Here is a 20,457-nt window from a genome sequence, read left to right as displayed (position 1 = left end):
ACCGGTCGGCATCCCCTCTTCGCTTGCGTCTGAGTTCAGGACGCGAGTTCTTGCGCCGGCGGCGCCGAGGCCGTCAGCGAGATGACGCCGTAGTCCCAGCCCTTGCGGCGGTACACGACGCTCGGGTGATCCGTGCGAGCGTCGATGAAGAGGAAGAAGTCGTGGCCGACGAGTTCCATGCGGTCGACCGCCTCTTCCACCGTCATCCACTCGGCGTCGAAGTTCTTCGTCCGAATGACGACCGGGGTGTAGTCCGCCTCGTCGTCGTCGCTCGCGAGCACGGGGATCTCACCCGTCGCGACCGCCCGGAGGGCCTCGACCGAGGCGGGCTGCACGTCGATGCCCTCGAGGGCGCCGCTGCCTTTCTCGAACTTCGCCCCGCGCGGGTGGTTGCGCGCGTCGACACGCTTGTCCTTCGCACGCCGCAGCTGCTCGGCGAGCTTGTCGACGGCGAGGTCGAGAGCGACGAACTTGTCGCCGTCGGTCGCCTCCGCCCGGACGACGGGCCCCTTGCCGGTGACGGTCAGCTCGACGGTCTCCTCTTCGCGGCCGCCGTTGTGGTACGCGCGGTGAGTGACCTTGACGTCCATACGCAGTGCGCGCGGAGCGAGGTTCTCGATGCGGCTGGACTTCTCTTCGGTGACCGTGCGGAATCGATCGCTGATTCCCACTCCGACACCGACGATGCTCGTTTCCATCCGTGACCTCCTTGTTCCGGTTCCACCCGGTCAAGGGCGGAACCTGGGTTCGCCTTGTCCCCACCACGCTATCCGTGGACGTCGCCGATGTCACGTATGGATCGCTGGTGCGGCAGCACAGCGTCAGCCGAGAGGTCACGGGCGAGTCGGCGCCGAGGTGTCGCGGCGACGGCAACGCCGCAGACGACGTCCGCACCCGCCTCCCGCAGCGCCCTCACCGCCTCGGCGAGGGTCGCGCCGGTCGTCACCACGTCGTCGACGACGACCACGCGCTGCCCCGCTGCCGAGGCGTGGGCGCGGAAAGCGCCGGCCATGTTCTCCGCGCGGGAGCGGCGGTCGAGACCGCGCTGATCGGACGTGGCACGCGCGGGCGAGAGCAGTCGCAGGGGCCTCCGCCCGGCACCCCGCACGATGAGCTCGACCGGCGCGTATCCGCGGCGCCGCATCGCCGCCCGCGACGACGGCACCGGCACCACGGCCGCGTCGATCGGGAGGTGCCGCTGCAGCGCGGCTCCGAGCGGTGCGGCCAGCCCCGTGCGCCCCTCCTCCTTCAGCGCACGGATCACCCGCGCGGTCACTCCGTCGAACTCGTATGCCGCGACCACCGTGACGCCCGCGTCGCGCGCGGCCACCGGCACCGTCGCCCTCCCGTCAGCGACGAGCGCTTCGCGACACTCGTCACAGAGGGCACGATCGGGACGGTCGCACCCCGCGCACCACACGGGGAACAGCAGGGCGAGCGCATCGAGAGCGGCGTCGCGGACCGCCGGAGGAAGGGGCATCGTGCCAGGGTGGCTCTCCGACAGTCCGTGCAGCGCTCGGTCACCCGCGCATGGGGAGAAGTTGTCACGGGAGGCTCCTGGGGAGGACACCCGGCGACGGTCAGCCCGGCATCCCCTTCTGGACGACGAGCACCGAGATCTCGGATGCCATGGGGGTCCACGTCGCGCCGCGCTGTCCGTAGAGCTCGCCGTCGGCGTCGAGCACGCGCACCGAGCCGGGCTCGTTGCCTCCCGCGAGAGAGACGGCCTGCTCGGGGGCGCGCGTCGACGTGGCGGGACCACCGACGGGTTGCTGGACGACCGTGCGGCCGCCTTCGGAGTCGGCGAGGATCGCCAACGTCGAGCCGTCCAGCCAGGCCAGGTCGCGGCCCCTTCCGGGCAGCTCCCCCAGCGTCGTGGGCTCGCCGAGTCGCACGGGCGCGCCGGACTCGTCTCGGACGATGCCGGACACCACCACGGTCGACACGGCGCCGTTGCGGACGAGCGCCGCGAGACGGGTGCCGTCTCGCGAGACCCGGATCGCATCGACCCGGCTCGCACCCGTCCACGCGTCGGCCACGTCGTAGGTGCTCCCGTCGGCGCCGAACGCGAGGAGCGCTGCCGGGTCGTCGGCGGGCACCGAGAAGATATGGCCCGTCGTGTCGACCGAGGGTGCCACGAGCTCCGGCCGACTGTCCAAGGACTCCCACCGCGAATCGGCGAGCACCCGACGCACCTCGCCCTGGGCGGTGCGGACGGCCGCGATCGCGCGGTCGGCGTCGATCTCGACGGCATCCGGATCGACGCCCTGGAGCGCCTGCGAAAAGCTCGCCAGCGGGTCGATCTCGGAGCCCGAGAGGAATCCGAGCGACGAACCGCTCATGACCAGCGTGCGCGCCTCGATCCGCGTGCTGCGCACCGCCACCGGCGATGCGTCCAGCGGTTGCCCGTCGACGAGCATGTCGACATCCCGCACCCCCGCCGTCCCCAGGCTCTGCTGGAACTGCGTCTGCATGCGGTCGAGGGTGAGCTGGTCGAGATCGCGCGCGGTCGGACGCAGCGACACCTCCGCCGTCTGGGCTCGCACCGGCACGAACGGGCCGCTGAGGCCCGCGCTCTCCGTGAAGGCCGTCGCCACCGAGTCCGCGAGCCACGGGACGGGCCCCGCGACGAGCGCTTCCGCGATGCGCACCGGGGCGTACTCGACGGTGAACCACCGCTGGTCGGGAAGCAGGTAGGTCCACGTCGGGTCGAAATACATGAGCGAGTAGCTGCGGTAGACCGAACCGAAGCGATTGCGGTCGAGCAGGATGCCGTCGGGCGCTTCGCTGATGCGCCACTCGCCGTCGACCTGCGCGAGCCGATAGTTCAGGCTGATGGCCTGCCCCGAGCCGGGCGTGTACGCGCCGACATCGTCGACGGACGCCTCCTGCATGACGGAGACGGTCACCTCGGCGACACCCGCGACCACGTCGCCCGCCTCGCCGCCGTCCTCGGCCGCGTCGCCTCCCCCGGTCTGCGTCGCGCTGCGCTGACCCGGCGTGTAGACGGTGACGCCGGCGTTCGGATTCCAGTCGCTGTCGGGCGTGAGGAACATGCGGGCCGTGCCCCAGTCGTTGCGGGGTCCTGTACCGGCATCGATGAACCCTTCGACCACCTGTTGCGGCGTCATGCCCGCGACCGGCTCCTCAGGGTTGAACGAGACTTCGGGATCCTCCCCCGCCTCGGCGACCACCCGACCGAGCTTCACCGGGCCGCTCACCGGCAGGCCGGCGCACGCGGTCAGGGCCAGGGCGACGAGTGCCGCGAGCGCGACGGTCGCCGTACTGCGCATCCGAACGCTCATGACGTGCCTCCCCGTCCGGGCGATGGGAGCTCGATCGGCTGGGTGAGACCCAGATCCTCCAGCGGTGCACCGTCGTCGCCGGGGTCGGCAGGCAGCGGCGACGACGAGCCGATGCGGGCACCTCCGCGGGGAAGGGTCAGCACGAAGTTCGTCCCGCGTCCGAGCTCCGACCACACCGCGAGTGTGCCGCCGTGGAGGCGGGCATCGCCGAGCGCGATGGACAGGCCGAGGCCCGTGCCGCCGATGGTGCGCTTGCGCGACGGGTCGGCGCGCCAGAAGCGGTCGAAGACGCGTTCCACCTCCTCGGGACGCATGCCGAGCCCGAAGTCGCGCACCCCCACCGCAACGGAACGCTGATCGCTGTCGACGGTCACGACGATCGGCCGGCCCTCGCCGTGTTCGATCGCGTTGCCGAGCAGGTTGCGCACGATCCGTCGCACACGCCGCGGATCCATGTCGACGGGCGAATAGCCGCCGGGCGCGACGAGGCGCACGTCCGTACCGTGCTGGTCGGCGAGCTGCTGCATGGAAGCGATGACGTCTTCGGCGAGGTGCGCGAGCGATGTCGGTTCGGTCTCGAGTTGCACCGACCCGGCGTCGTAGCGGCTGATCTCCAGCAGGTCGGTCAGGAGAGTCTCGAAGCGCTGCACCTGCGCGTGCAGCAGCTCCGCCGCGCGCGCGGTCGTGGGATCGAAGTCGGTGCGCTGATCGTTCAGCATGTCGGATGCCAGGCGGATCGTCGTCAAGGGCGTGCGCAGTTCGTGCGAGACGTCGGAGACGAACCGCTGCTGCACGAGGGACAGGTCCGCGAGCTCCTGGATCTGACTCTCGATGCTGTCGGCCATCGCGTTGAACGAGCGCCCCAGAGTGGCGAACTCGTCTTCACCTCGCACCGGAAGCCGCACCTTCAGGTCGCCCGCGGCGAGCTTTGCGCTCGTCTCGGCCGCCTGCCCGATCGGCACCGTGACCGAGCGGAGGACGAACCAGGAGATGGCCCCGATGAGCACGACGAGGACCAGACCGACGCCCCACAGTGTCACCTGCACGAAACGGAGGGTGGCCGCCTCCGACCCCAGGTCGTAGGCGAAGTACAGCTCGTAGGCGCCCGCCTCCGGCAGGAGGAGCTGCTGACCGACGACGACGCCCGGCACGGTTCCGCCGTCGTCGGACGGAAGGCCGATCGACTGCCAGTACTGGTGATCGGGGTCGGCGGCGACGGCTGAGCGGAGATCCTCGGACAGCAGAGTGGCGCGGAGACCGCCGACCTCGACGTCCTGCGGCGCGACGACCGACGGCGCGGAGTCGACCCTCAACAGGGCATATCGGTCGGTCGCCGCCTGGCGGAACTGCGTGTTCTGCACTTCGCTCATGACGCTCTGCAGGGCGACGGCGTTTCCCTCGATGGATGCGGAGTCCAGCGCGGTCTGGGCAGCCAGTGTGGCTTGCTGGGCCGCCGCCTCCACCTGTCGCACGCGTGACTCGAAGAGGTCGTTCTGGATGGCCAGCGCCATCCAGACGAGCGCCACGAGGATCGTGAGCGCTGTGAGGCCCAAGGTCACGGCGAGCGTCCGGAAGCGCAGCGAACGACGCCATGCGTGGGTGAGGGTGTCGGGCCAGTCCCGCCACTCGCGCCACGTCGGCAGCGACGCCGTACGCACCGGTCCCGTCGTTGACGTCACGTTCCCTGCACCGTCGCTCGTCGCGCTAGAGCGCTGCCCCGGCGCGATAGCCGACACCGCGCACGGTCATGACGATCCGCGGGTTGTCGGGGTCGATCTCGACTTTCGCGCGCAGCCGCTGCACGTGCACGTTCACGAGGCGCGTATCGGCCTTGTAGTGGTAGCCCCACACCTGTTCGAGGAGCGCCTCTCGGGAGAAGACCTGCTGCGGCTTCGACGCCAGGGCGACGAGCAGTTCGAACTCGAGCGGCGTGAGGGCGATGACATCGTCGCCCCGGCGCACTTCATGCGCGGCGACATCGACGGAGAGATCGCCGATGCGGAGCACTTCGGCGGGAGAGGCCGAAGCCGGACGGAGGCGCGTGCGGATACGCGCGACGAGCTCCTTCGGGTTGAACGGCTTGACGATGTAGTCGTCGGCGCCGGACTCCAGTCCGCGTACGACGTCGGCGGTGTCGGTGCGCGCCGTCAGCATGATGATCGGGACACCGGACTCGGCACGGATCCGCGTGCACACCTCGATGCCGTCCATGCCCGGGAGCATGAGATCCAGCAGCACCAGCTCGGGTCGCTCCTGCCGCCACACCTCGACGGCCGCGGCGCCGTCGGCGCAGAACACGGGCTCGAACCCCTCGGTGCGCAGGACGATGCCGATCATCTCTGCCAGTGCGGTGTCGTCATCGACGACCAGGATGCGGGAAGCCATCTGACCCATTCGTCCATCGGGTACGGCGGATGCCGTGACGCACCCGGGTGATGTGCGCTGTGTGACACAGTATCGGACACATCCGATACCCGCCTGTGGACGCGGTTCCCGCCGGACCGATACCGCGTCCCGTGAGGACTCGGGGCGTCATTCGTCGTCAATATGTCGCCGCTTCCTGTGCAGGAGCCGAGAACGGCGGCAGAATCACTCACAGCAGGATGCTCACCGAACAAAGGAACACTGATGAGCCCCGATCCGATCCCGGACAATCCCGTCACTCCCACACCACTCGATCACACGCCGGCACCGTCCGGCCCCACGACCGGCATCAAGCTGCTGGCCGAGGCCGCCGGCACCTTCCTCCTCGTCTTCGGCTCCATCGGCGCCGCGCTGTTCGCCGCCGACTTCGGCGTCGGAGGCAACGGCACGTCGCTCGGTATCGGCTTCGTCGGCGTCGCGTTCGCGTTCGGTCTGACCGTGGTCGCGGGCGCCTACGCGTGGGGGCCGATCTCGGGTGGACACTTCAACCCGGCCGTCACGTTGGGGCTGGCCGCGGCCGGGCGTTTCCCGTGGCGCGACAGTATCGGCTACATCGTCGCCCAGATCGTCGGCGGCGCGATCGGCACGAGCCTCATCGTGCTGATCGGCCTCTTCGGCCGCGACGGCTGGCTGTCCGACGCCCAGTCCGGCGGCTTCGCGAGCAATGGCTTCGGGGAGCACTCCCCCGGCGGGTTCGGCCTCGGGGCCGCCATCACCGCGGAGATCCTCTTCACGGGCATCTTCGTGCTGGTGATCCTCGGGGTCACGCATGCGACGCGCGGCACGAAGCTCGCCGGCCTCGTGATCGGTCTGACGCTGACCCTCATCCACCTGGCATCCATCCCGATCGACAACACCTCGGTCAACCCGGCGCGGTCGATCGCCACCGCGATCTACGGCGGCGGTGACGCCCTGCTGCAGCTGTGGGTGTTCCTCGTGTTCCCCATCGTCGGCGCGCTGATCGCCGGCTTCGCACATAAGGCGCTGTTCGACGGCAAGGCCGCCGGCTGACCGCACGTTTCGTCTCGTCGCTGCGCTCCTCGCTCAACGCCCGGAACGACGCCCAGTCCGGTCGTTGAGCGAGCGCAGCGAGACGAAACGCCCGGAACGACGCCCAGTCCGGACGTTGAGCGAGCGCAGCGAGACGAAACGCCCGGAACGACGCCCAGTCCGGACGTTGAGCGAGCGCAGCGAGACGAAACGCCCGGAACGACGCCCAGTCCGGCGGTTGAGCGAGCGCAGCGAGACGAAACGCCGCCGGCAACGCAGAAGGCCCGCTCCCTCGGGAGCGGGCCTTCTGTCGTCAGCGGGTCAGGCGTGCAGGTCGAACCGGTCGAGTTCCGTCACGCGGCCCCACGCGGCCACGAAGTCGCGCACGAACTTCTCGGTCGCGTCGTCGGAGGCGTACACCTCGGCGAGCGCGCGCAGCTCGGAGTTCGAACCGAACAGCAGGTCGACGCGCGTGCCGATGCCGACCTTCTCGCCCGAGCCGTCCTTCGTACCGGCGAAGGCGTGCGAGCCGGGGTCGAGCGGCTTCCACGTGGTGCCGAGGTCGAGGAGGTTCACGAAGAAGTCGTTCGTGAGCACCCCGGGGCGGTCGGTGAACACGCCGTACTCGGAGCCGTCCCAGTTGGCGCCCAGCACGCGGAGCCCCCCGACGAGCACGGTCGTCTCCGGCGCGCTCAGCGTGAGGAGGTTGGCCTTGTCGATCAGCAGGTGCTCGGCGGGCAGACCGGATGCCATGGCGAGCGGACCCTGGTAGTTGCGGAAGCCGTCGGCGGCGGGCTCGAGGTACGCGAACGACTCCACGTCGGTCTGCTCCGCCGTCGCATCGGTGCGGCCGGGGTGGAACTCCACCGTCGCGTCGACACCGGCATCCTTCGCGGCCTTCTCGACGGCCGCGTTGCCCGCCAGCACGATGAGGTCGGCCAGGGACACCTTCTTGTCGTCCTGCGCCGCGTCGAAGTCGGCCTTGATCCCGCCGAGGACACCGAGCACGCGGTGGAGCTGCGCCGGGTTGTTGACCTCCCAGTCCTTCTGGGGAGCCAGGCGGATGCGCGCGCCGTTGACACCGCCGCGCTTGTCGCTGCCGCGGAAGGTGGAGGCCGCCGCCCACGTCGTGGACACGAGTTCGGAGACCGTCAGGCCCGACGCGAGGATCTGCTCCTTGAGGGCAGCCGCGTCGGCGTCGTCGATCAGCTCGTGATCGACAGCGGGAACGCGGTCCTGCCAGATGAGCTCCTCCGCCGGCACCTCGGGTCCGAGGTAGCGATCGATCGGGCCCATGTCGCGGTGCGTGAGCTTGAACCAGGCGCGGGCGAAGGCGTCGGCGAAAGCCTCGGGGTCGTCCTTGAAGCGGCGCGAGATCGCGTCGTAGGCCGGGTCGACGCGCAGCGCGAGGTCGCTGGTGAGCATGCGGGGCTCGCGGCGACCGTTCGAGTGCGCGGCGGGCACCATGTCGGCCCCGCCTCCGTTGACGGGCCGCCACTGGTTGGCGCCGGCCGGGCTCTGGAAGAGCTCCCACTCGTAGGCGTAGAGGATGTGGAAGAACTCGTTGTCCCACCGGGTCGGGTGGTAGGTCCAGGTGACCTCCAGACCCGACGTGATCGTGTCGTCGCCCTTGCCGGACGCGTGGTTGTTCTTCCAGCCGAGTCCCTGCTGCTCGAGACCGGCGGCCTCCGGGTTGTCCTCGAGGTTCGAGTCGGGCGCGGCGCCGTGCGTCTTGCCGAACGTGTGTCCGCCGGCGATGAGGGCGACGGTCTCCTCGTCGTTCATCGCCATGCGCGCGAACGTCTCGCGGATGTCGCGCGCGGAGGCGAGCGGGTCGGGCTGACCGTTGGGACCCTCCGGGTTGACGTAGATGAGCCCCATCTGCACGGCCGCGAGCGGCTTCTCCAGGTCGCGCTCACCCGTGTAACGCTGGTCTCCGAGCCACGTGGTCTCGGGGCCCCAGTACACGTCGTCGTCGGGCTCCCACACGTCGGGGCGGCCACCGGCGAAGCCGAAGGTGCGGAACCCCATCGACTCGAGGGCGACGTTGCCGGCGAGGATCATGAGGTCGGCCCACGACAGGTTCTGCCCGTACTTCTTCTTGACGGGCCACAGCAGGCGACGCGCCTTGTCGAGGTTGACGTTGTCGGGCCAGCTGTTGAGCGGCGCGAACCGCTGCTGTCCCGCACCGCCGCCGCCGCGGCCGTCCATGACGCGGTAGGTGCCGGCGGAGTGCCAGGCCATGCGGATCATGAGGGGCCCGTAGTTGCCGAAGTCGGCCGGCCACCAGTCCTGCGAGGTGGTGAGCACCTCGGCGATGTCCGCCTTGACGGCGGCGAGGTCGAGCGCCTCGAAGGCGGCCCGGTAGTCGAAGTCCTCACCGAGCGGGTTTCCGACGGCCGGGTTCTTCTTCAGGAGCCCCAGGTTGAGCTGGTTCGGCCACCACACGTTGTTGGCGGACCCGCTCGTGGGGTGCGGCTGGCTGTGGACCACCGGGCACGTGGCCGCCTCCTCGGCGCGGGCGGTGTCGGTGTCGGTGACGGTGACGGCCTGATCGATGTCGGTGGGGTTCTCCCCGATCGGCGAGACGCTGTCGTCGTTAACGCTCATGGTGGTCCTTCCTCGGATGGCGGTTCGGGTCGTGATGTGGTGTCAGGATGCCGTGGCGGCGCACGCGGGGCACGTGCCCCAGAAGGTCACTTCTGCGGCCTGCAGCGCGTAGCCGTGGGTATCGGAGGGCGCGAGGCACGGCGCATGGCCGACGACGCAGTCGACGTCTTCGACGGCGCCGCACACGACGCACACGACGTGGTGGTGGTTGTCGGCGACGCGGAGCTCGAAGAGCATGGGACGTCCGGCGGGCTCGATGCGGCGCACGATCCCGGCCTCGGCGAAGTCGCTCAGAGCGTTGTAGACGGACTGCCGGCTGGTGCGCGGCATCCGGGCGACGATGGCCGCGAAGATGTCGTCGGCGCTCGCGTGCGGCGACTGCGCGAGCGCGTCGTAGACGGCGACGCGCGACTCGGTGATGCGCAGGCCGGCGCCGCGGAGCGCGTCGTCCGCGGGTGCCGGGAGCGTCGCAGAACCGCCGGAGCGGATCGACGAGCGGGCGGTGGTCATGGCAACCAGCCTACTCCTGTTTTGATCGAATCAAAATAGGAGGGGTGATGCGCCGCGGAGACGCCGCCGCTCAGTAGCGGTAGTGATCGAGCTTGTACGGGCCCTCCACGGGCACGCCGATGTACGCCGCCTGATGCGGGGTCAGCTCCGTCAGCTCGACACCGAGGGCGGCCAGGTGGAGCCGCGCGACCTTCTCGTCGAGGATCTTCGGCAGCGTGTACACGCCGACGGGATACGCCTCGAGATTGGTGAACAGCTCCAGCTGAGCGAGCACCTGGTTGGTGAACGACGCACTCATCACGAACGACGGGTGCCCCGTCGCGTTGCCGAGGTTCATGAGGCGCCCCTCGGAGAGCACGAGAATGCTCCGGCCCGTGGGGAGGCGCCATTCGTGCACCTGCGGCTTGATCTCGATGCGCTCGGCGCCCGGAAGGCTCTCCAGTCCCGCCATGTCGATCTCGTCGTCGAAGTGACCCACGTTGCCCACGATCGCCAGGTGCTTGAGCCCCAGGAGGTGGTCCACGGTCACGACCTGCGTGTTGCCGGTTCCGGTGATGAGGATGTCGATCTCTCCGAGCACCGACTCCAGACGTGCGACCTGGAAGCCGTCCATGGCCGCCTGCAGCGCGCAGATCGGGTCGACCTCGCCCACGATGACACGGGCTCCCTGGCCGCGCAGCGCTTCGGCGGCGCCCTTGCCGACATCGCCGTAGCCCACGACGAAGGCGACCTTGCCGCCCATGAGCACGTCGGTGGCCCGATTGATGCCGTCGGGAAGCGAATGACGGATGCCGTACTTGTTGTCGAACTTGGACTTCGTGACGGAGTCGTTGACGTTGATGCCCGGGAAGAGGAGCTTGCCCTCGGCATGGAGCTCGTAGAGGCGGTGTACGCCGGTCGTCGTCTCCTCCGTCACCCCGAGAAGCCCCTCGGCCATCCGAGTGAAGCGCTGCGGGTCGCGGGAGAGGCTCGCGCGCAGCGTGTCGAGGACGATGCGGTACTCGACCGAATCGCCGTCGGCGGCATCCGGGACGGCGCCCGCGCGCTCGAACTCGACGCCCTTGTGGACGAGGAGGGTGGCGTCGCCGCCGTCGTCGAGGATGAGGTTCGGTCCGTCGTACCCCTCGGCCGTCCAGTCGAAGATGCGGTCGGCGAGCTGCCAGTACTCCTCGAGCGTCTCCCCCTTGAAGGCGAAGACGGGCACGCCGGCGGGAGCATCGACGGTGCCCGTCGGGCCGACGGCGACCGCGGCGGCGGCCTCGTCCTGCGTGGAGAAGATGTTGCAGCTCGCCCAGCGCACCTGCGCGCCGAGCGCGACGAGCGTCTCGATCAGCACCGCCGTCTGCACCGTCATGTGGAGCGAGCCCGCGATACGCGCGCCCGCGAGCGGCTGCGTGGGCCCGAATTCTTCGCGAAGGGCCATCAGACCCGGCATCTCGTTCTCGGCGAGGCGGATCTGGTGGCGACCGGCCTCGGCGAGGGCGAGGTCGGCGACGACGAAGTCCAGAGTGTTCACGGGAGTCGGCATCCGTCCATTCTCCCACCTCGCACCGGCCCCGTCGGACAGGCCCGCGTCACCGGGGACAGCCTCAGACGCGCAGCGTCTCGTGGCGCACGACGACCCAGCCCTTGGGCACCGAGAGGCGATCGGTGTGGATCGCGCAGAGGTCGTGAGCGTGCGGGTCGTTGCCGCCGCCGAGGGGACCCAGCGCCGCCATCTGGTCGCCGTAGTCGTAGGTCAGGGTCGTCACGGCCTCACGGGCGCAGCCCACCTTGGAGCAGAGTCTGTCACGCATCCCGTTCACGCTAGCCGGGGGCGGGGACGTCGCGCGGATGCCGCGCCGAGGCGGCGGTCTCGCGACCTAGGATGGGGGCATGATCAGGCGGCGGCGCACCTCGGCCCCGGAGTCGGCGCGAGCCGCCACCCCGTCGAGACACGGCCGCCACGGCCGAGAGGACCGCAGTCCCGTCGTCCGCCCGCCGCTGCCGCCCCTCGAGACCCGGGCGGACAAGTTCGACCTCGCCGTCGGCACGGCGGCGGAGTTCCTCCGCAGCGCCTGGTCCGAACTGCGCGACGTGCGCTTCGAGGTCGCGTCGATGCCCCCGGCGGCCGATGACGACGGCATCCCGCGCTGGAGCGTGTCGACCACAGAGAAGCGGATCACGCTGTACCGCCTCCCCATCGAACGGCTCAGCCATCTGCATCGCGACGACGAACTCCACCGGCGCATGATGATCGAGAGCTGCGTCTTCCGCGCGGCCGCCCAGTACCTCGACCGCGACCCGTGGGATCTCGGGCCCGAGAGGTTCCGCTTCTTCTGAGCCGCACTCCCGCCGACTACTGGGGGTAGACGACGACCGGCTCCGCGGCGGCGTCAGCGGGGATGACGTCATAGCCCGCCAGCGCGTCGGGACCGCGATAGGTCACGTTGGCGCGCACGACGCCGCCCTCCGGAGTGAGCTGGTAGACGGCCGCGTCCTGCACCGGCGTCCGCACCGACGATCCCGGCGGAACGAGCACCTGCGTGTCGCCCGACGGACCGCTCACCTCCACCCGCGCCTCGTCGTCGCCCTCGTTGGACAGGGTGAGGACGGGCGAGGGTCCGACCGCCACGGCGACGAGACTGGGCACGTCCACGACCGACGGCGCGGTGTGCCAGGCGAAGTCGGAACCCGCCCCGAAACCGGTGGTCGCCCACAGTGAGGCGACCACAGGCTCGTCGGCCGTCACCTCGACGCGGTACGTGCCGGGGTCGAGCGCGCCGAGGTCCAGCTCCACGGGCACGCCGGCCGGAAGCTCCAGAGTCGTCGACGACGCGGATCCGCCGGTCAGCGGCTGCAGGTCGACGACGGCCTCGGTGTCGTCCGAGGGCGCCAGGATCCTCATGACGGTGCCCGGCTCCGAGGCGCCCTCCTCCCCCGGCTCGACGACGACGCTGACCGAAGGGATGACCTGCCTCTCGGCGGGCGGTGCCGTCGTGCCCACCTGGTCGACGCCACCGGTGAGCAGCGTGCGGGTGAGGCTCGCCTGCAGCGACGCCTGGATCGGCGCACCGGAGGCGTTGATACGAACGACGGGGTTCTCCTGGCCGAGAGCGAGCGCCGCCAGCGGAAGCACGCGCTGCGTGCGCGGAGGCACGATGATCCCGGCCGCCGCGGCGGGCTGCACGGGCCCCTCCGATCCGTACACGGTGATGTCGACCTCGGAGGCGACCCCCGACGGGTTCGACAGCAGCACGACGTCGGCCGCGCCGGTGGTGCCGCTCCCCGCGACCAGCCACGACTCCATGAGCGCGGGAGCACACGCGGATGCCACGAAGCCGGCGAGGTCCTCGTCGGCCACGGTGGCCGAGCCCGCGGCCGCGAGGTCGGTGCGGACGCCGTCCTCCGGCTGCGCGCTCAGGGCATCGGGCCCGGCACCTCCGGACACATCGGGGGCGGCCAGTCGCGCTGCCTCGGCATCCGGCTGTCCAGGCGCCGTCGCGGCTGCCACGTCCTGCCCCGTCGCGTCGGTGAGCAGGGCGGCGTCGGTCGCATCCCGGCCGACGGCGAGCACCGGCCCGGCGCACGAGACGAGGGAGGCGGTGGGCTCGGGCAGCGCCGTCACGGCGACGGGGTCGCGGACGATCACGGGCCACGGGACGAACGCCGCAGCGGGGACGGCCACAGCGACCGCCGCCGCGACGGCGATGCCCGCACCGAGGCGAGCGGCGCGTTGCGAAGAAGTGCGCGGGGTCGCGGTCATGACGCGGCCTCTCCGACGACGCGAGGTTCGCGACGCGCCTGGCGGATCGTCGCGGCCGTCGGCATCCACGTACGCGGGCAGCGTGCTGTCGGGGCCGTTCGTGACGGCGAGGGCGTCGCGGTGCAGCGCGGTGAGAGCCGGAGCGGCGGTGACGGCGAGGCAGACGGCGACGGCGGCGACGGCGAGGCTGCGTGCGCCGGGCCGCGGCATCCCGTCGGCGGTGAGGGCGGCTGCGCCGAGCAGCCCCGCCCACGCGATCGTGAGGCCGGCGCCGGCCCACAGCCCGACCGATGTCGACGCACTCGCGGCGAGGGCCGTGGTCGAAGCCAGCAGCGCCGTCAGGAGCCCGGCCGCGGCCGTCAGCAGCAGCACGAGGGCAGGAAGGAGCCGCGCGAAGACCGGGGCGAGCACGGCGAGCAGGAACAGCGGCACCACGAGCGCGGGGAGCCACGACGGCGCGTCGTCGCGTCCGAGCAAGCCGGCCCACCCCGCGCCGTCCGCGGTCGGGAACCCGCCGAGCAGCAGCAACCGCCCGATCGGATCGGCGGCGGGCGACCCCGGGGCGACGGCGACACCCGGATCGGCGAGGATCGCCCACGGGTCGCCGGTGCGCACGCGCTCCCAGAGCAGGGGCGCCGCGAAGACGGCCGTCGGAATCACGAGCCAGATGACGCGGGCGATGCCCCGACCCGATCGCCGCACGGCCGTGAGTACGACGGCGACGAGCCACAGGAGCACGAGGGCGGGGACCACCGAGGGCGCGGCGGCGGCGGTCGCCGCCAGGGCGAGCGAACCCGCGGCGGCCTGCGTCCAGGAGCGATGTGCCACCGAGGCGGTGAAGAAGAGCCACGGCACGAGCAGGTGGACGAGCACGCCCGTCGGGCGCCCCTCGACCAGGGCCGTCAAGAACGTGGGCGCCAGCGTCCAGCCGATCGCGACGAGCGCACGCGGCCCCGCGCGCTCGGAGAGACGAGTCGCGGCGAACCAGCCGCCGAGCGCCGCGAGCGGAAGGGCCAGCACCCACAGCACGACCAGCGCGCGCGACGGCTCAGCCGGGGAGAGGCTGCCGATGACGGCCACGAGCGCACTGAACGGATCGGCGGGGCCGACGGTGCTCCACCCCAGGGGACGCGGACCGGCGACGGCATCGGCCCACAGTTGCGTGAGGGTGGTGCGCAACGGGGCGAGGGCGCCGCCGCCGAGGACGGGCCAGGCCAGCAGCGCCGGGAAGGCGGCGAGCGACACGACGAGGGCGGCCAGGACGATCCACGCTCCGCCGGTGCTGCTGAAGAACCGCAGATCGGGGCGGGCGAGGGCGTCGGAGCCGTCGTCGTCGAGGCGGTGGCGCAGCTGCCGCGTGCCGATGCGCAGCGAGGCGAGCTGCGCCCACGATGCGCGCCGGTTCCGGCTGATGCCGGCGCGCGCGCGTGCCACCGAGGGAAGCCGCACGAGCACGACGAGGGCGGCGGCGAGCTCGGGGAGGATCAGCCCCGGCCGCTTGGCGAGAAGATGGCCGAGCGAACGCACGACCGCGAGCGGGAGCAGCGACAGCCAGTGGAGCGCCACGACGCCGGGCGCGGCGTAGACGAGACGTCGATGCAGCTGTGCGCTGCGGCGGGCGTACGCCGTGCGCGCGCGGGTGGCGACGTCGTCGCCGGCGGCATCACCGGCGACACCGTCTCCGGCGACGGCGACGATCGCCGTCGGCGCAAGCACCACCCGTCCGCCCGCGAGGCGTGCACGCACCCCCAGGTCGAGTCCCTCGTCGGCACCGTCGAGCGCGGGATCGAGCCCGTCGAGCGAGCGCCAGGCGTCGGCGCGCACGAGCAGCCCGCGGACGTCGGCGCCCATGACGTCCTCGCGCGCGTCGTGCTGGCCCTGGTCGTGCTCGCCATCGGCCAGCCCCACGCTGCGGCCGGTGCGGGTGAGGGTGACGCCGAGCGACACGATGTGCGCGCGGTCGTGCCAGCGGACGAGCTTGGGGGCCGCGACAGCCACCGACGGTGCGGTCTCGACGGCGGCGACCAGGCGCGCGAGTGCCTCGGGCTCGGGTGCGGTGTCCTGCGCGAGCAGCCACACGGCATCCCCGTTCAGGCGATGGGATGCCATCCGCAGCGCGTCCGCGAACCGCGTCGAGCGGGCGGCGGCGATGACAGCCTCCGCGCCCGAGTCCGCGAGCACCTCGCGGACGCGCGGATCGTCTCCGCAGACGACGACCGTCAGCGCGTCGACCGGTCGCGTCTGCGCGGCGAGCGCAGCCAACGTGCGGCGCAGACGGATGTCGGGGGCGACGTGTCCATCGGAGCGCACGACCAGTAGCGCGTGGACTCGGGAGGGCATGACGACGTCAGCCTAAGCGGGCCAGGTCGCGGTGCGCGGAGTGCGCGCCGCGATTCCGGGGATCGACGTCTCAGCCGGCGCGGCGCTTGAGCTTGCGGCGCTCGCGCTCACTCAGCCCGCCCCAGATGCCGAAGCGCTCGTCGTTCTGGAGCGCGTACTCTAGGCACTCGCCTCGCACGTCGCACGACGTGCAGATGCGCTTGGCGTCGCGCGTCGATCCGCCCTTCTCCGGGAAGAAGGCCTCGGGGTCGGTCTGCGCGCACAGCGCGTCGGTCTGCCAGGAGAGCGTGCCGTCGCCCTCGTCCACGGTCGCCCGGCGTACACCGGGGACACCGAGGTTGACCGGGTCGACGAACCAATTCTCGGGAACGCCGGAACGGTAAGCCGCCATATCGCTCTCCCACCTGTTTCGCCTCGCGCTGTTGCGCGTGTTGGGATAATTACACCCTTGTCATTCGGTGAGGTCAAGTCGCAGATCGTAAACCCTCAACGCGTGATTGAACCTTCACGGCGCGCCGTGCGCGTGTCGCGCCGACGGGCGGAGGCCAGGGCTTCCCCGGTCGGGCGAGGAAAACCTCGCCGTCGCCGCGCAGGACGACCTCTCCCGACTCGGCGCTGAGGAATGCGGCCTCACCTGCCGCCAGGGTTGCCTCCTCGCCCCCGCTCACCACATCGACGCGTCCGCGGACGACGAGGGCGATCGTCGGACCGGTGACGGGCAACGAGGCCTCGGCATCCGCTGTCACCTCCGCGCGCTGCAGGAGGAAGTCGGGCACGCCGGCGTCGTAGACCGCTACGGCGCCGTCGCGCGACGGCACGACGCGCGGAGCCGGACCGGGCGTCGTGTCGACGATCCGCAGGAGCTCGGCGACGTCAACGTGCTTGGGCGTGAGTCCGCCGCGCAGGACGTTGTCGCTCGCGGCCATCAGCTCGACGCCGAGCCCCTCCTGGTAGGCGTGCAGCACACCGGCGGGGGCGAACAGCGCCTCGCCCGCACGCAACTCGACGAGGTTCATGAGCAGCGCGACGACGACGCCGGGGTCGCCGGGGAAATCGGCGGCGATGCGGCGCAGCACCTCGAGCTCGGCGGCGAACTCGGCGCTGTCGGCGGAGCTCAGCGCCGCGACGACATCCGACACGGCGTCGCCCGCGTCGCCGGAGAGCACCCATGCGAGCACATCGCGCAGGGCCGCGGGCGGCTCGCCGGCGGCGATCCGGTCTCGCACCGCGACGACACCGGGAGCGGACGGGAGGGCATCGAGCAGCCGGAGCGTCGCATCGACCTCGCGCAAACCCACGAGCGCACGGAAGCGATCGCTGAGCGCGACGATGATCTCCGGCTTGTGGTTGGCGTCGCGGTAGGTGCGGTCGTCGGCGTCGCGCGGGATGTCGGCGGCCTCTTCCCGCGCGTATCCCTCCTCGGCTTCGGCCTTCGAGGGGTGCGCCTGAATCGACAGGGACATGCCCGCGGCGAGCACCTTCAGCAGGTACGGCAGCGGCGGAGCACCCTCCCCGGCCAGCACGGCGTCGAGCGTGCGGCCGTCGGGGGCGCGCGAAGGGCTCCCCGGGTGGTCGCCGTACCAGATCTCCGCTTCCGGCAGACCGGTCGGCTCACGTCCGACCAGACCGGGGATGAGGGTGGGCGACCCCCACGAATATGCGCGCGGTTCATTGGCGATGGGGATCAGCACATGCTCAGCCTAGAGCGGCCCGCGATACCCTGAGGAGCACATGAGCCCCCACACCCAGCACCCCATCGCCGCACCGCCGGCAGCGCCCGTCCGGGAGACCACGGGCCACCTGCTGCTGCGCGGCTGGTGCATCCTCGTGCTGGCGGGGGGCCTCGGCGGCACGAGCCTGCTCATGCTGTTCGGCGCGGTCGGCACGGCTGCGGCCGTGTACGGCTCCGCGATCGTCTCCCTGATCCTGTGGATCGTGTTGCGTCCCGTCGTGCAGTGGCGCCGCCTCCCGTGGTTCGCCGTGTCCTACCTCGCGCTGGCGGTGTCCTCGCTCGCGTGGTCGGCGTGGCCGTCGACGAGCGCGCTCACCCTGGGGCTCGTCCTGTCGCTCACGGTGCACGGCGGCCTCATCGCGGCCGTCCTGACGTGGCGGGAACTCGTGCGCGCCATCGCGTCGGCCCTCAAGTGGATCCTCGGGCTGTCGCTCGTGTTCGAGCTGTGGGTGTCCCTCGTGTGGGGCGGTCCCATCCTTCCGAGGTTCGTTCGCCCCGTCGGCGAATACGACCCGATCATCTTGTGGAGCCGCGACAACCTCTTCGACGGCGGTCGCATCCAAGGGCTCTTCGGCAACTCCAACGCCCTGGCCTACGTCGCCCTGCTCGGCATAGTGGTCTTCGGCATCCGCATCGCCTCCAAGACCCCCCGCCGGGCGCTCCTCGTGGGCTGGATCGCGCTGGCCGCGTTCCTCTTCGTGCGCGCGGGTTCCGCCACGGCGTACCTCGCCGCGGCTTTCACCGTCGTCGTCCTCGCCACCGCCCTCCTCATGCGCACCACCCGGCGTCCGGGGGAACGCACGCGGTACTACATCGCGTACGCCGTGATCGCCGTGGGCGGACTCGGCGCGCTCTGGCTCGCCCGCGACACGGTCTTCCGCCTTCTCGGGCGGTCGGCCGACCTCACGGGGCGCGAGTCGATCTGGGGCGCGGTCGCGGCGCGAGCCAGCGAGCGTCCCGTCTTCGGCTGGGGATTCGCGACCCCGTGGGTGCCGACCGACCCCTTCTTCGACGGGTGGATCGTCGACCACGGCGAGACCGTCATGCAGGCCCACAACATGTGGCTGGACGTCTTCCTCCAACTCGGCGCCGTCGGCGTCACCCTCATGGCGCTCACCTACCTGGCATTCATCTGGCGCTCCTGGTTCTTCGCCGTGGACCGCCCCCGCTGGGACCTCGTCGCCGACCGGCCGTACGCCGCCCTCACGCTCCTTCCCACCCTCACCGCGGCGCAGCTGCTCGTGCAGGGGCTCGCCGAGTCGACACCGCTCTTGAACTGGGGCTGGATGTTCCTCATCATGTTCGCGTTCAAGATCAAGCAGGCTCCCCTCGTGGGACGCGGCCCGTCCGAGCAGCGGCTGGCGGGCGAGCAGGGTGAGCGGCTCGCGGAGCGATGACGACCCTCCGGCGCGCCACCCTGGATTTCCTGCGGTCCTCCGCGCTCGCGGCCGCCTTCACGACGGTGACGATCGGCGCCCTCTTCTCGACTCACCTGCTGCGGCAGCTGATGGGGGATGCCGGCTACGGCGCCGTCATCACGGGCCTATGCGTCATCGGCGCCGGCATGATCGTGGCGCGCCGGCGAGAGCTGCGCGTGTTCGAGATCATGCCCACCCTGCTGCTGCTGTTCCTGCTCTGGCTGTTGCTGACCGTCTTCTGGTCGCGGTCCACGGGCGCGACGCTCGGCGGCTGGCTCCAAATCGCCGCGCCGACCTTCCTTGCCGTCGTGGTGGCGCAGTTCCGCGACACGCTGCAGACGGTGCGCGCGACGGGAGACGTGCTGCGGGCGCTCCTGGTGGGCTCGCTCGCGATCGAGATCCTCAGCGGCATCCTGCTCGACCTTCCCGTGCCGTTCCTGGGCATCGCGGGGAACCTCGCCGAGGGCGGCCCCATCCAGGGACTGTTCGGCACCCGGACGATGCTCGGCCTCGTCACGATCCTCGCGCTGATCACGTTCCTCGTGGAGTGGCGGACCCGCTCGGTCAGCACCGGACTGTCGGTCTTCTCGGTCGTGCTCGCCTGCCTCCTGGCCGTCTTCACCGACTCGCCGATCGTGCTGGGCATGGCGCTCATCGCGGGGCTCGCCACCGGCATCCTCGCGATCGTCCGCCGCACGCCGCCGGAGCGTCGGACGGCCCTGCAGTGGGCGATCGCCGGGGCGCTCGCGATCGGCGGCATCCTCGTCTTCACCTTCCGGCGCCCGATCGTGTACTGGCTCAACGCGGAGCCCGACTTCCTCACCCGGTCGCGCCTGTGGAACGAGATCCTCGACATGGCGGCGCTGCGGCCCGTCCAAGGCTGGGGCTGGGTCGGCAGCTGGCCCGACAACCTGATGCCCTACTACTTCATCCGCGGAGCCACCGGCCGCGAGCACGGGTCGGCGCTGAACGCGTGGATGGACGTGCTGCTGCAGGCCGGCGCGGTCGGCGTCGTCCTGTTCGTCGGATTCGCCGGGCTCGCGCTCGCCCGCGCGTGGGTGACGGCATCCGAGCGTCGCTCCACCGTCTACACGTGGCCGGCCCTGGTGATCATCACCCTGCTCGCCGACTCGGTCGTGACCAGTTCGCTGCTGGGCGGCTTCGGCTGGTTCCTCCTCGTCGTCTGCGCGACCCGAGCCTCGCTCGTGCGCGGGTGGCGCAGCGGGCTCGACACCGGACCGGAGTCACCGGGATGGCGGATGCCGCGCGGCACCGTCCCCTAGGCTCCACACCGCCGCCCTCCCCCGCATACGGCCGCGCGCCGCCGACGGCTCAGCGTTCGCACATCGACCCGACAACTAGGATTGGCCGGGTTCGTCGTCC

Annotated in this window: 16 protein-coding genes; 4 read left to right on the top strand and 12 right to left on the bottom strand. The window is 71.2% G+C overall.

From position 1 onward, the window contains the following. Positions 1-35: 35 nt before the first annotated feature. The 5 genes from hpf to mtrA all read right to left on the bottom strand — a co-directional run bounded on the left by hpf (position 36) and on the right by mtrA (position 5,690). Positions 36-698, bottom strand: coding sequence for a ribosome hibernation-promoting factor, HPF/YfiA family (hpf, locus tag ACSQ18_RS03565; protein WP_436035778.1), 663 nt, complete (start codon positions 696-698; stop codon positions 36-38). A 68-nt stretch (positions 699-766) separates the two neighbouring features. Continuing rightward, positions 767-1,480: a ComF family protein gene (locus tag ACSQ18_RS03560; protein WP_436035776.1), complete on the bottom strand. Its 714-nt coding sequence runs from the start codon at positions 1,478-1,480 to the stop codon at positions 767-769. Positions 1,481-1,580: 100 nt separating this feature from the next. After that, positions 1,581-3,305 carry an LpqB family beta-propeller domain-containing protein gene (locus tag ACSQ18_RS03555; RefSeq protein WP_436035774.1) on the bottom strand — a complete coding sequence of 575 codons (1,725 nt, stop codon included), beginning with the start codon at positions 3,303-3,305 and terminating at the stop codon, positions 1,581-1,583. Then, positions 3,302-4,984, bottom strand: coding sequence for an MtrAB system histidine kinase MtrB (gene mtrB, locus ACSQ18_RS03550; protein ID WP_436035773.1), 1,683 nt, complete (start codon positions 4,982-4,984; stop codon positions 3,302-3,304). The genes ACSQ18_RS03555 and mtrB overlap by 4 nt, the downstream gene beginning before the upstream one ends. A gap of 25 nt (positions 4,985-5,009) precedes the next feature. Continuing rightward, positions 5,010-5,690: an MtrAB system response regulator MtrA gene (gene mtrA / locus ACSQ18_RS03545; protein WP_144807332.1), complete on the bottom strand. Its 681-nt coding sequence runs from the start codon at positions 5,688-5,690 to the stop codon at positions 5,010-5,012. 243 nt (positions 5,691-5,933) lie between these two features. Between mtrA and aqpZ the strand changes: the two genes are divergently transcribed. Beyond that, the gene (aqpZ, locus tag ACSQ18_RS03540; RefSeq protein WP_436035771.1) at positions 5,934-6,740 is read left to right on the top strand and encodes an aquaporin Z; all 807 of its coding nucleotides are present in this window, start codon (positions 5,934-5,936) and stop codon (positions 6,738-6,740) included. Between the two features lie 300 nt (positions 6,741-7,040). Here aqpZ and katG read toward each other — a convergent pair whose 3' ends face one another. From katG to ACSQ18_RS03520, 4 genes are all read right to left on the bottom strand, one after another. Beyond that, a complete protein-coding gene (katG, locus tag ACSQ18_RS03535) occupies positions 7,041-9,329 on the bottom strand; it encodes a catalase/peroxidase HPI (protein WP_436035769.1) in 2,289 nt (762 codons plus the stop codon). A gap of 42 nt (positions 9,330-9,371) precedes the next feature. Beyond that, entirely contained in the window at positions 9,372-9,839 is a 468-nt protein-coding gene (locus tag ACSQ18_RS03530; protein WP_436035768.1) for a Fur family transcriptional regulator, read from the bottom strand. Positions 9,840-9,909: 70 nt separating this feature from the next. Beyond that, positions 9,910-11,367, bottom strand: coding sequence for an adenosylhomocysteinase (gene ahcY / locus ACSQ18_RS03525; RefSeq protein ID WP_436035766.1), 1,458 nt, complete (start codon positions 11,365-11,367; stop codon positions 9,910-9,912). 61 nt (positions 11,368-11,428) lie between these two features. Next, the gene (locus ACSQ18_RS03520; RefSeq protein WP_144807327.1) at positions 11,429-11,635 is read right to left on the bottom strand and encodes a DUF3499 family protein; all 207 of its coding nucleotides are present in this window, start codon (positions 11,633-11,635) and stop codon (positions 11,429-11,431) included. Between the two features lie 79 nt (positions 11,636-11,714). On the opposite strand from ACSQ18_RS03520, the gene ACSQ18_RS03515 reads away from it, so the two are divergent. Continuing rightward, positions 11,715-12,161 (top strand): metallopeptidase family protein, encoded by a 447-nt coding sequence (locus tag ACSQ18_RS03515; protein ID WP_436035763.1) that lies wholly within the window; start codon positions 11,715-11,717, stop codon positions 12,159-12,161. A 16-nt stretch (positions 12,162-12,177) separates the two neighbouring features. On the opposite strand, the gene ACSQ18_RS03510 is transcribed toward ACSQ18_RS03515, so the two are convergent. The 3 genes from ACSQ18_RS03510 to manA form a co-directional block, all read right to left on the bottom strand. Beyond that, a complete protein-coding gene (locus ACSQ18_RS03510) occupies positions 12,178-15,924 on the bottom strand; it encodes a DUF5719 family protein (RefSeq protein WP_436035762.1) in 3,747 nt (1,248 codons plus the stop codon). Between the two features lie 70 nt (positions 15,925-15,994). Further along, complete coding sequence (locus tag ACSQ18_RS03505; RefSeq protein WP_144807324.1) at positions 15,995-16,315, bottom strand: WhiB family transcriptional regulator; 321 nt, start codon at positions 16,313-16,315, stop codon at positions 15,995-15,997. Between the two features lie 73 nt (positions 16,316-16,388). After that, on the bottom strand, positions 16,389-17,615 hold the full coding sequence (gene manA / locus ACSQ18_RS03500; protein ID WP_436035760.1) for a mannose-6-phosphate isomerase, class I: 1,227 nt from the start codon (positions 17,613-17,615) through the stop codon (positions 16,389-16,391). 40 nt (positions 17,616-17,655) lie between these two features. Here manA and ACSQ18_RS03495 point away from each other — a divergent pair, with 40 nt between their 5' ends. Both ACSQ18_RS03495 and ACSQ18_RS03490 read left to right on the top strand, forming a co-directional pair. Further along, positions 17,656-19,053 (top strand): O-antigen ligase family protein, encoded by a 1,398-nt coding sequence (locus ACSQ18_RS03495; RefSeq protein ID WP_436035759.1) that lies wholly within the window; start codon positions 17,656-17,658, stop codon positions 19,051-19,053. Then, entirely contained in the window at positions 19,050-20,357 is a 1,308-nt protein-coding gene (locus ACSQ18_RS03490; RefSeq protein WP_436035758.1) for an O-antigen ligase family protein, read from the top strand. The genes ACSQ18_RS03495 and ACSQ18_RS03490 overlap by 4 nt, the downstream gene beginning before the upstream one ends. Positions 20,358-20,457 lie beyond the last annotated feature (100 nt).

Source organism: Microbacterium sp. LjRoot45 (genome assembly GCF_964253325.1).
Lineage (GTDB): Bacteria > Actinomycetota > Actinomycetes > Actinomycetales > Microbacteriaceae > Microbacterium.
Note: the sequence above shows the minus strand (reverse complement) of the source record. Positions and strands in the feature narration are given on the sequence as shown.

Coding starts and splice junctions, on each gene's coding strand:
- ACSQ18_RS03560 (WP_436035776.1), bottom strand. CDS start 1,480: ATGCCCCTTCCTCCGGCGGTCCGCGACGCCGCTCTCGATGCGCTCGCC.
- ACSQ18_RS03555 (WP_436035774.1), bottom strand. CDS start 3,305: ATGAGCGTTCGGATGCGCAGTACGGCGACCGTCGCGCTCGCGGCACTC.
- ACSQ18_RS03505 (WP_144807324.1), bottom strand. CDS start 16,315: ATGGCGGCTTACCGTTCCGGCGTTCCCGAGAATTGGTTCGTCGACCCG.
- ACSQ18_RS03515 (WP_436035763.1), top strand. CDS start 11,715: ATGATCAGGCGGCGGCGCACCTCGGCCCCGGAGTCGGCGCGAGCCGCC.
- ACSQ18_RS03490 (WP_436035758.1), top strand. CDS start 19,050: ATGACGACCCTCCGGCGCGCCACCCTGGATTTCCTGCGGTCCTCCGCG.
- katG (WP_436035769.1), bottom strand. CDS start 9,329: ATGAGCGTTAACGACGACAGCGTCTCGCCGATCGGGGAGAACCCCACC.
- ACSQ18_RS03530 (WP_436035768.1), bottom strand. CDS start 9,839: ATGACCACCGCCCGCTCGTCGATCCGCTCCGGCGGTTCTGCGACGCTC.
- ahcY (WP_436035766.1), bottom strand. CDS start 11,367: ATGCCGACTCCCGTGAACACTCTGGACTTCGTCGTCGCCGACCTCGCC.
- ACSQ18_RS03510 (WP_436035762.1), bottom strand. CDS start 15,924: ATGCCCTCCCGAGTCCACGCGCTACTGGTCGTGCGCTCCGATGGACAC.
- aqpZ (WP_436035771.1), top strand. CDS start 5,934: ATGAGCCCCGATCCGATCCCGGACAATCCCGTCACTCCCACACCACTC.
- ACSQ18_RS03495 (WP_436035759.1), top strand. CDS start 17,656: ATGAGCCCCCACACCCAGCACCCCATCGCCGCACCGCCGGCAGCGCCC.
- hpf (WP_436035778.1), bottom strand. CDS start 698: ATGGAAACGAGCATCGTCGGTGTCGGAGTGGGAATCAGCGATCGATTC.
- ACSQ18_RS03520 (WP_144807327.1), bottom strand. CDS start 11,635: ATGCGTGACAGACTCTGCTCCAAGGTGGGCTGCGCCCGTGAGGCCGTG.
- mtrA (WP_144807332.1), bottom strand. CDS start 5,690: ATGGCTTCCCGCATCCTGGTCGTCGATGACGACACCGCACTGGCAGAG.